Annotated in this window: 11 protein-coding genes and 1 pseudogene; all 12 read left to right on the top strand. The window is 43.6% G+C overall.

Features of this window, described 5'->3' with window-relative positions; all coding sequences use genetic code 11:
- Nucleotides 1-226: pseudogene (locus tag FGS84_RS30170) on the top strand (gamma-glutamylcyclotransferase); the annotation flags it as partial.
- Between the two features lie 8 nt (nt 227-234).
- On the top strand, nt 235-1,305 hold the full coding sequence (locus FGS84_RS30165; RefSeq protein ID WP_347563913.1) for a C40 family peptidase: 1,071 nt from the start codon (nt 235-237) through the stop codon (nt 1,303-1,305).
- 113 nt (nt 1,306-1,418) lie between these two features.
- Nucleotides 1,419-1,697, top strand: a complete 279-nt coding sequence (locus FGS84_RS30160) for a hypothetical protein (RefSeq protein WP_002593799.1) — start codon at nt 1,419-1,421, stop codon at nt 1,695-1,697.
- A 69-nt stretch (nt 1,698-1,766) separates the two neighbouring features.
- Nucleotides 1,767-2,030: a DUF6103 family protein gene (locus FGS84_RS30155; RefSeq protein WP_002593798.1), complete on the top strand. Its 264-nt coding sequence runs from the start codon at nt 1,767-1,769 to the stop codon at nt 2,028-2,030.
- Between the two features lie 405 nt (nt 2,031-2,435).
- Nucleotides 2,436-2,849, top strand: a complete 414-nt coding sequence (locus FGS84_RS30150) for a hypothetical protein (protein ID WP_138311843.1) — start codon at nt 2,436-2,438, stop codon at nt 2,847-2,849.
- A 156-nt stretch (nt 2,850-3,005) separates the two neighbouring features.
- Complete coding sequence (locus FGS84_RS30145; protein WP_002593796.1) at nt 3,006-3,425, top strand: nuclear transport factor 2 family protein; 420 nt, start codon at nt 3,006-3,008, stop codon at nt 3,423-3,425.
- Between the two features lie 195 nt (nt 3,426-3,620).
- Entirely contained in the window at nt 3,621-4,037 is a 417-nt protein-coding gene (locus FGS84_RS30140) for a YjdF family protein (protein WP_002593795.1), read from the top strand.
- Nucleotides 4,038-4,080: 43 nt separating this feature from the next.
- A complete protein-coding gene (locus FGS84_RS30135; protein ID WP_002593794.1) occupies nt 4,081-4,401 on the top strand; it encodes a TfoX/Sxy family protein in 321 nt (106 codons plus the stop codon).
- A 24-nt stretch (nt 4,402-4,425) separates the two neighbouring features.
- On the top strand, nt 4,426-5,025 hold the full coding sequence (locus FGS84_RS30130) for an alpha/beta hydrolase (RefSeq protein WP_002593793.1): 600 nt from the start codon (nt 4,426-4,428) through the stop codon (nt 5,023-5,025).
- A 110-nt stretch (nt 5,026-5,135) separates the two neighbouring features.
- Complete coding sequence (mobP3, locus tag FGS84_RS30125; RefSeq protein ID WP_138311842.1) at nt 5,136-8,012, top strand: MobP3 family relaxase; 2,877 nt, start codon at nt 5,136-5,138, stop codon at nt 8,010-8,012.
- Between the two features lie 14 nt (nt 8,013-8,026).
- A complete protein-coding gene (locus FGS84_RS30120) occupies nt 8,027-8,965 on the top strand; it encodes a DUF3991 and toprim domain-containing protein (protein ID WP_138311841.1) in 939 nt (312 codons plus the stop codon).
- A 54-nt stretch (nt 8,966-9,019) separates the two neighbouring features.
- Entirely contained in the window at nt 9,020-10,798 is a 1,779-nt protein-coding gene (locus FGS84_RS30115; protein WP_138311840.1) for a VirD4-like conjugal transfer protein, CD1115 family, read from the top strand.
- The last annotated feature ends 10 nt before the right edge of the window (nt 10,799-10,808 follow it).

The following is a 10,808-nucleotide window of genomic DNA, read 5'->3' as shown; positions in this document are numbered from 1 at the left end:
TGTTCCGGCCATGGTTTATGTGATGACACCAGGGCATTCATTTGGAATTCCCTCTGACCATTATGCCAATGTAATCTGGCAAGGGTACGAAACGGCAGGGTTTGAAACCCAGTTTCTGGAAGATGCAATCGAACACGCTTATCAGCTTGTGCAGAAACAGGAAAGAGAGGAAGGCTTCTATCAGCAGAGCCTGTTTCATATGGGGGGCTATGATGGAATGAAATAAATCCTGATGTGTCAGATAAACATCTCGATAAAAAGTGTGGAAGGAGTGATTTTATGGCCGTCTCAGCTGCCGCTGTGACAGCAAAACTGGCAACGCTTACCCTTTCTGGCCGAAATGGGAGGACTGTGGTTTTTTCTGTTATTGCAGCATTAGTAACCCCTGTTATTTTAATTGCCACCATGATTATGTGTACGCTTTCTGGGACTGCAGATCATAACATTTCCGCTGTCCAGCTGTCCTTTCATGGAGGGTATTTGTCTTCAAAGGTGCCAGCAGAGTATCGGATGTACATCGAAAATATGCAGGACAGTTTTGAAAAACTGGATGGGGTTTTAAATGAAATCAATGGTATGGCAGAAGCCGAAGAAGTAGATCCCTACCAAGTAAAAGCGATTTTTTATGCCCTGTTTTTTGGTAAGGAGTACCCTCGGATGGATGAGGGGGACTACAGGGCATTCGCAGATTGTTTTGTAGAGTATGAGGAGAGGGAGGATGAAGAGGGAGAAACCTATACGGTTGTAGTTCCAATCCAAAGCCTGAATATGGTCTACGGAAATCTTGCTGCAGAATTAAACCAGGAGGTTTCTCTGGAAGATAAAACGAATGTACAGCGCATCTATATGCTGGCAAAATACGGTGTGAGTGTACCAGGTGGAAATGGTCTTCCTCCCGGACAGGCTATGGGAGATGGGAGTTTTTCCGCGCTGATGGCAGAGGCAACCCGTTATATTGGTTATCCCTATGTATGGGGTGGTAGTTCTCCAGATACCAGTTTCGACTGCAGTGGATATATCTGTTGGGTCTACACGAGATCCGGGGTGTATCACCTTTCCCGAACAACAGCGCAGGGGATTTATGACCAGTGTGCGATTGTGTCAAGAGAGGAAGCTAGACCCGGAGATCTGGTGTTTTTTACGGGAACTTATGCATCTGCAGGGGCGGTCAGCCATGTGGGGATTTATGTTGGAGGCTCTAGGATGCTGCATTGTGGTTCGCCTATTGGCTATGCGGACCTTACTTCTCCTTACTGGAACAGCCATCTGTATGCTTTTGGAAGGCTGGCAACTATTCCGGAATGAGGCAGCTAAAAATGAAATTTGTGCAGATTTGCCTGGACAGTTTATGGATATGTGATATCGACTTTTAGAAAAAAGTTCGGTATTGTGTGTGGCTGAAAGGAGGGAAGTAACCGATGGATGAGATTATGGATCAGTTAAATCAGGTAATCGAAGAACGAGTTCTGGAGCTGAAGAGAAAAAGTGAAGAGGACAAGGTTCCCGCTTATTGCACAGAGACCAAGGAACATGTCCTCCGCATGGATCGAATTCTCAATAGCCTTTCAGAGGATGACCGGCAATGGTTGGATGACCAGCTTATGGCTAAAATGGATATACCGGAACAGGAGCGTTTGAGGTATTATAAGGCGGGTCTTGCAGATGCCATTGAACTAATCCATTATTTAAGAACCTGATGAAACGAGATCGGGCGGCTGTGTGAGCAGCCGCCTGATTTGCTTTCTGAAAGAAAAAGGAGATTTGAAATGAGAAATACTACGATCAATGTCAGTTTTAACACAGAAAAATTGGATGCGTTAAAGTTCCACATGGAAAAAAGGGACACCGATCTTCAGGGGGAATTAAATGATACAGTACAGAAACTGTATGAAAAATATGTCCCGCAGGCTACCCGTGAATATATTGATGACAAGGTGGCAAGAGAAATATCCACCAGAGAACGTACCCGTAGAGCTGATCGGACTGTAAGACGGGAGGAGTCCCAGCTGGAAGAATCAGAAATCGTATGATAACCAGAATAAAGAAAACGGAATCCCCAGTCATCCATGACATCCCCGTGTAGCCCCCTGTGTGCCCCTGTGTCGGGCTTTGGACAGCTAGGTGGCATCGTGGTACCCATACGAGGATTTTAAGCGGTGTCGGGCAAATGTGAGAGAAGGTTATGGAAACAGCAAGAACACGGGGGATATGGGATTCCTGAGTGGTTGGCAGGGTCGAAACGTGTGCAGGTTAAAGGGGGTATGCTGCTTTTGGCAGCCTACCCCTGGAAAACACCGACCGGCAAAGCCGTTCGGGAAATCTGGTTTGAATACTTTTGGAAAAGGCGGTCGAAAGAATGGTGCTGGATTTTTGAAAGTGGCAGGATTTTGGAGGAAATGAGAGAGAGTTTGTGAATACCTGGTAAGGAGGGAACGATGGGGAGCGAAAATGCGAAAGTCCGTGTTGGGATTTATATTGAAAAAGCTATATTAGAACAGGCAGACGGGTTGTTGGAGACTGCCAATGTGCGTTCCAGAAACGAATTTGTAGCAGAAGCACTTAAATTCTATATGGGGTATCTTCTTGCAGGAAAAGCAGAAAATTATTTTTTGCAGTCACTGGCTTCTGTGCTTACGGGAACCGTTCGGGATAGTGAGAACCGTCTGGCCAGGATGGACTTTAAGATAGCAGTGGAATTGTCCAAGCTCTCACAGGTAATTGCCTACACCCATGATGTGGATGAAGAATCTTTAAACAGGCTGCACGTAAAATGTGTTGATGAAGTGAGACGGATCAATGGAACTGTGAAGTTTGAAGATGCGTATCATTATCAAAAGCGGGATGTGTAGATATTGTTGGAAAGGAAACGATGGAAAGAGAATTTATTTGTACTTCCCTCTAGTTGTGTGATGAATTTTCAGAAGAGATAAAAAATAGATTTGTCCTTTACGATGCAATAACTCATCGATTATAATATACTAAGAAATGAATCGAGGTGTAGAATTTTGAATGAGAGAGAACAAATCATTCAACTATGGTTCAAAATGTGGCTTACACAACAGGATCTTGGTATGGATGACATTTTTGCGGAAGACGTGATTTATACTGAAAGCTGGAGTCCAAAATATAATAACCGTCAAGTTGTAAAACATTGGTTTAATGAATGGAATACACGTGGCAAGGTGATGGAGTGGAAGATCAAGCAGTTCTTTCATAAAGATAACCAGACGGTTGTAGAGTGGTATTTTAAAAATGAAATGAATAATGGGAATATAGAGGAATTTGACGGAATGTCCTTGATTGTATGGACAGCAGATAATAAAATAAAATCATTAAAGGAGTTTGGATGTAACTTAAACAATTATAATCCTTATGAGGATAGTGATACGCCTAAATTTAGAGATGAAAAGACTAGTTGGTTTTAATCAGAAACAGAAAAATTATATGTGTTAATCTGGCCGAGGAGGCTTGATTATAAAAGTAAAGATAAAAACGCAACGTATGCAGTGATGCATACCAGAGCCGGTAGGTAGCCCGGCCGTCCTGCATATTAGGGTAAGTAACCTGCCCCTCCGGGTTGTCCATTCTTTGCTCATTTCAATCATTAAGGAGGGATTGCCATGAGTATAAGGACAGGCAAGCTGACAGTGTTTTTTGAGGAACCATTTTGGGTAGGTATTTTTGAGAGAGTTGAAAATGGGAAACTTTCCGTTTCCAAAGTAACATTTGGAACTGAACCAAAGGACTATGAGATTTGGGAGTTTGTGCTAAAGGAATATGATCGTTTGCAATTTAGTCCATCTGTGGAGGTTACTGCAAAGGAACTAACAAAAAACCCAAAGAAGCTCCAGCGTGAAATTCATAAACAAATGTTGGATAGGGGCGTTGGAACAAAATCTCAGCAAGCACTAAAGCTGCAGCAGGAACAAAGGAAACAGCAGCGTAAGTCTAAAAGCCGGGAAGACAAATTGGCAGAAGAGAAAAAAATGTTTGATTTAAAACAAAAAAAGAAAAAAGAGAAACATCGAGGGCATTAAGAATGTAATGTATTCTTACACAAAATTTGGTTTGAGGTAAACGATGGCATCAAGTAAAAATTATTTACAATTTGTTTTAGAGCAGCTGTCCGAGTTGGATGAAATTACATATCGGACGATGATGGGAGAGTTTATTATTTATTATCGTGGCAAGATTGTAGGAGGCATTTATGATGACAGACTGCTTGTAAAACCCACAAAGTCAGCAATTGCCTATATGACAGATCCGGTATATGAAGTACCTTATGAGGGAGCAAAAGAGATGCTGCTGGTAGAGGAGGTTGATCAGAAAGAATTTTTGACAGGACTGTTCCACGCGATGTATGATGAACTGCCGCTGCCCAAACCCAAAAAGAAAAAATAGGTATTGCGAAGGGAAAACAAATAAATGGACAAGGCAATTTTGTATATACATGGTAAAGGTGGAAATCCGAAAGAGGCAGAGTATTATAAAGCGCTCTTTGAAGAATATGATGTAATTGGTTTTGACTATTCCTCACAGTCACCTTGGGAAGCGAAAAAAGAGTTCCCCAGATTGTTTGATAACCTATGCGGAACATATGAAACGGTAACAGTGATTGCGAACAGCATTGGTGCTTTCTTTGCTATGAGTGCTTTGGCAGACAGCAAAATAGAGAAGGCATACTTTATTTCTCCGGTTGTAGACATGGAAAGATTGATTCGGAATATGATGCAGTGGGCGAATGTGACCGAAGATGACTTGCAGAAACAGAAAGAAATCCCGACATCCTTTGGGGAAACACTTTCCTGGGCTTATCTTTGTTATGTGAGGGAGCATCCTGTTACCTGGACTGTTCCAACGCACATTCTGTATGGAGAAAAGGACAACCTGACATCGTATGAAACAATAGCTGAGTTTGCAGATAGAATCGGAGCAACACTTACAGTTATGGAAAACGGGGAGCACTGGTTTCATACGAAAGAGCAGATGGACTTTCTTTCTGACTGGATCAAGCAATGTACATGATATGTTCAAATATTGAAACTATGTAACGGAAGAAGATGTGATAAAAAGTAAAAGGAGCCATGGTGTGTGATAAGCCATAGGTTCCTTTTTGCTTTCTAAAAAGGAGTAACATGACAAAACTTATTTTTACTTCCCGATATTTAAAAGATGCAAAACCATCTCAGAAAGAAAATTATGTCCATTACATTGGAACGCGGAAAGGGGTAGAGAAAATTGATACAAGTAAAAAGCACCTCCCAGCAACGGTGAGTCAAAAGAAGTTAGTGCATCAGCTCCTGCAGGATTTTCCGGCGACAAAAGAAATGCTGGAGTATGAAGATTATCAAAGAAAACCAACAATCGAAAATGCCTCGGAATTTATTTCCTGTGCATTGGAACAAAATCTTGATATAGCAGCGACGCGAAAAAATTATGTGGATTATCTGGCGCATCGTCCCCGTGTAGAAAAGATTGGTGAGCATGGTCTGTTTACAGATGAGGGAGAACCGGTGGTTCTTGGACAGGTGCAGAATCAAGTGGCAGATCACAAGGGAATTGTGTGGACCCATGTGATTTCCCTTCGGCGCGAGGATGCAGCCCGGTTAGGGTATGACAGTGCTGTTCAGTGGATGGCATTGCTGCGTTCCAAACGGGCAATGCTGTGTAAGCATATGAAAATTGACAGCGCCAATCTGAAATGGTACGCTGCATTTCATAATGAAAGCCATCATCCCCATGTTCATCTATTGGTGTACTCAGTAAAAGATGGAGAAGGGTATCTGACAAAGCAGTCGATTGAGGCCATGCGTTCTGAGCTGGCGCATGATATTTTCCGTCAGGATTTTGCAAATATTTATAAGGAACAGGCGCAGTCTCGTATGGATTTAAAGGAACGGTCGGAAGTTGTAATGAAGACATGGATAGATGAAATACGGGCGGGGACGCTTAAGAGTTCGGAAATTGAAACCAGTATGATGCAGCTTTCTAAACGGCTGCAGAATACAGGTGGGAAAAAGGTTTATGGCTACCTGAAGAGAGATGTGAAGGATCTGGTCGATCACATCGTAGACGAGTTGGAGAAAGATGACCGGGTGTCTGCCCTGTACCGGGAATGGGGGCTATGGCAGGATGAGATTGTGAAGACCTACCGAAAACAGACGGAAGAATTACCGCCTTTATCAAAACAGCCTAAATTAAAAAGTATCAAAAATATGGTGATTGCAGAAGCATTGAGGCTTGGCAGTCATCATTTTTTGTTTGAAGAGAATGAAGATGGATACTCAGAACCAAAGGACGATTTTTTTATACAAGAACCAAATCCGGTAGCAGAGCTGACAGGGGAACTAGATTCGGACTATGCGGAGGAGGAACTCAAGCAAGAGCTTTTTCCTAATGGCAGAAAAGGAAAATCCAGTTCCAACTGGTGGACAGATGGATATATACAGGCTAGGAATTATTTGTATGGCAGCGATTCTACATTACAGGATTTTGAAAAGGCATATCAGAAGTTCCTTCAGGAAGCAGAGCAGGGGAATGGGTTTGCCATGCACGACCTTGGCCGGATGTTTGCGGATGGCTTGGGACGGGATGCGGATGTTGGGCTGGCACAGAAATGGTATGAGAAAGCATTGGAAGCATTTCTTGTAAGAGAAGAATCCGTAAAGAAAAAGGAGAAACCCTATCTGCAATATCGTATTGGGAAAATGTATGCTTCTGGTTTGGGAGCAGAACAAAATTATGAAAAGGCGGCACACTGGTTTTCTCAGGCGGCTGCAATGGATCATAAGTATGCCCAGTATTCTCTGGCTGGGCTTTACCGGCGGGGCCGGGGGGTGGAGCAAAATGATATACGGGCGTTTTCTCTATATATGAGTTCAGCAGAGCAGGGGAATCCTTATGCCAGCCTGGAACTGGCGAAGATGTATAGGGATGGTTTTGGTACAGAGCCGGATTTACAGCAGGCAGAGTGGAGATTTCAGAATGCGTATTCCGGTTTTGTGGTTCTGGAAGAAAAAAGTCATGATGATAAACTCCAGTACCGGATTGGTCAGATGCTTCATACTGGAACGGGAACCAGCAAAGATGATGAGGGGGCGGCCAGGTATTGGGAAAAGTCTGCAAAGCTGGGGAATATCAATGCTCAGTATGCACTTGGAACACTCTGGCTGGAAACGGGAAGTGGAGACAGCGGCCAGGCAGTGGAATGGCTTACAAAAGCAGCAAATGCAGAGCACTCAGCCGCCCAGTATGTGTTGGGGAAATTATACCAGGATGGTGTGTATTTTAATAAAGATATGGATCAGGCCATGAAATGGTTCCGCTCTGCAGCAGAACTTGGAAATGAATATGCTGCATATCGGATGGGATGTTTGTTGCTTTTGGGGGAGGAAATACCGAAGGATGTGGAAGCGGCTGTGAAGTGGCTCAGCCTGTCAGCGGAAAAAGGAAATCCATATGCGCAGTATCGGCTTGGAATGCTATATCTCAAGGGGGAAGAGTTTTCTCCTCAAGTGGAAGTGGCAATGAAATGGCTTCAACAGGCAGCGGAGCAGAAAAATGAATGGGCCTTTTATCAGTTAGGGAAGTTATATCTTTCAGGAGAACATGTAACGAAAAATGTGGAAACAGCAGTACATTACCTGGGACTATGTGCGGAAAAAGGAAACCAGTATGCTCAGTATGTGTTGGGAAAGTTATATCTCTGTGGCAGAGATGTTTCCCGTGATCGGGAAAAGGCAGTGGAATATCTGACAGCATCGGCAGAACAAGGAAATCTGTATGCCAGTTTTTTACTGGAACATCTGGATGCATATCAGGATCCGTCCTTGTTTCTGGCAGCAACCAGACTGCTTCATCATCTGGAAAAGCTGTTTTGCGAAGAAGTACAGAGACCAATGGAAATGAAGCGGTATCAGATTGACCGGAAACGACGCAGGAAACTGTCAGAGAAAAAGCAGGCTCAAGGACATCATAGGGATGATCAGGAGCCGGCACAAGGTATTTATTGACGAAGGAGGATGGCATGGGAGAATTTGTTTATTTTACGGAAGAACAGAAACAGAGGGCCAATGCGGTGGATCTGGAAGATTTTCTTTCCAGGCAGGGGGAAAAGCTGCTTCGTTCTGGAAGAGAAAAGCGCTTGGCCAGTGATCACAGTATTACAGTGAGGGGAAATCGATGGTATGATCACGCGACAGAAAAGGGAGGCTGTGCCATTGACTTTGTGCGGATGTTTTATAACCAGAGCTTTCCGGATGCAGTTACAATGCTGCTTGGTGGAGAACAGGGAGTTGCATACCGGGAAAGCGTGAATCAGCAACCAGAACCGAAAAAGCCATTCGTACTTCCAGAGGCGAATCAGACCATGCACCGTGCTTTTGCGTATCTGATAAAGACAAGGTGTGTGGATCCTAAAGTAGTATCTGTATTTGCAGGAAAACACATGATCTATGAAGATGTCAAATATCATAATGTTGTGTTTGTGGGGTTTGATTCAGATGGAATCCCACGCCATGCACATAAAAGGGGAACCTGTCAGAAGGGACAACCATTTAAGGGGAATGTAGAAGGATGTGATCCAAGGTACAGTTTTCGTTGGATTGGGAAGAGTAATACCGTGTATGTATTTGAGGCACCGATTGATATGCTGTCTTTTATTTCCATGTATCAAAAGGGGTGGATGGATCATAGTTATGTGGCACTTTGTGGGGTGGCAGAACATGCGTTGATGCAGCTTTTGAATGATGCACCGCACATCTCCCAAATTGCTTTATGTCTGGATCATGATAAGGCGGGAACCCAGGCAAGGGAACGGATAAAGAAAAACCTGTCTGAGCGGGGATACCATATGGTATTCTCGCTTTTTTCAAATCTTAAGGATTGGAATGAGGATCTTCAAGAGCTGAAGAAGCCACCGCCGGAATATATGAATAGACAGCAGACAGTTATACAGATGATGTGAGAGGAGGGGAGTAGGATACAGGGAGTCATTATATTTATTTGTATAGGTTTGGGGATGTTCGCTGTAATCGGCAGTCTGGTAATGATATCAAATCATTATACCTTAAACGGAATTAAATCGAGAACGGTAGGAGACGGGCAGTATGGAACTGCACGGTTTGCAACGGAAAAGGAAATACGGGAAACGTATGCACATGTACCATATGAACCGGAACAATGGAGAGCAGGAAAGCATCTACCAAAAGAGCAGGGGCTGGTAGTTGGATACAAAAAGAAAGGAAATTTCATCACAGCACTGGTAGACAGTGGAGATATTCACTGTCTCATGATCGGGGCAGCAGGAGTGGGTAAGACCGCAAACTTCTTATACCCTAATATCGAATATGCCTGTGCTTCTGGAATGAGTTTCCTCACCACAGACACGAAGGGCGATCTGTTTCGTAATTATGCAGGTATAGCCAAGGAATATTATGGCTATCAGATTTCCATTCTGGATTTACGAAATCCCACCCGTTCTGATGGCAACAATATCCTGACGCTGGTTAATAAATACATGGATGAGTATTTAAAGAATCCTGAAAATCTGGCAGCAAAGGCAAGAGCAGAGAAGTATGCGAAAATTACAGCTAAAACAATCATCTGCTCTGAAGGGGCTTCTGCCAGCAGTTATGGACAAAATGCTTTTTTCTATGATGCAGCAGAAGGTTTGCTGACTTCTGTGATTCTGTTGATTGCAGAGTATTGCCCGCCAGAGAAACGCCATATCATTTCTGTGTTCAAGCTGATTCAGGATCTTCTGGCGCCATCCCCAGTGAAGAACCGGAGCCTGTTCCAGTTACTTATGGATAAGCTGCCACCTACTCACAAGGCGAAGTGGTTTGCAGGAGCAGCTTTAAATTCTGCGGATCAGGCAATGGCCTCTGTGCTATCCACAACCATGTCCAGATTGAATGCGTTTCTGGATTCTGAAATGGAACAGATCCTGTGCTTTGAGAGTACCTTGGACACGGAAACATTCTGTAGGGAAAAGTCAGCAATTTTTATTGTGCTGCCGGAAGAAGATAACACGAAGTATTTTATGGTATCCTTGTTTTTACAGCAGCTTTACCGAGAAATGTTGACGATTGCAGATGAACATGGAGGAAAGCTGCCCAACAGAGTCATGATGTTTGCAGATGAAATCGGAACCATACCGAAAATTGAATCCATGGAGATGATGTTTTCTGCAGGCCGCTCCAGACGGATCAGCATGGTTCCTATCATTCAGAGCTTTGCGCAGTTGGAAAAGAATTATGGAAAAGAAGGTTCCAGTATTATCATCGATAACTGCCAGGATATTTTGTTTGGAGGTTTTGCACCAAACTCAGAGAGCGCAGAAATCTTATCAAAAGCATTGGGAAACAGAACGGTGTTGTCTGGTTCTATATCCAGAGGAAAAAATGACCCCAGCCAGAGCCTGCAGATGATGAGCAGACCATTAATGGCGCCGGAGGAGTTAAAGACCTTGCCAAAAGGGAATTTCATTCTTGCTAAGACAGGGGTATGCCCTATGAAAACAAGACTTCCTTTGTTTTTTAAATGGGGTATCCGGTTTGAGGAGGTTTATGAAGTCCCGGAACAGGCAGCAAGAGAGGTTGTATATGCTGACCGATTGGAATTGGAGGAGGAAATAGTAAGGCGGTCTGATTTTGATGAGGAAGACTTATGGAGGGGATCTGTTGAAAGCGGAAAGTTGGAGGAGGCTTCTTTTTTAGGAGGAAAGGCTCATGGAGAGACAGCGAAGGAAAAACAGCATAAGGCAGCTACTCGAAGACCACCTCTTAGAACCGATTAGCAGAGAGGAG

Source organism: Clostridium sp. 1001271st1 H5 (assembly GCF_005845215.1).
In the GTDB taxonomy this organism is placed as follows: domain Bacteria; phylum Bacillota; class Clostridia; order Lachnospirales; family Lachnospiraceae; genus Enterocloster.
The sequence above is the reverse complement of the archived record's forward strand: the minus strand, read 5'-3'. Positions and strand labels throughout refer to the sequence as shown.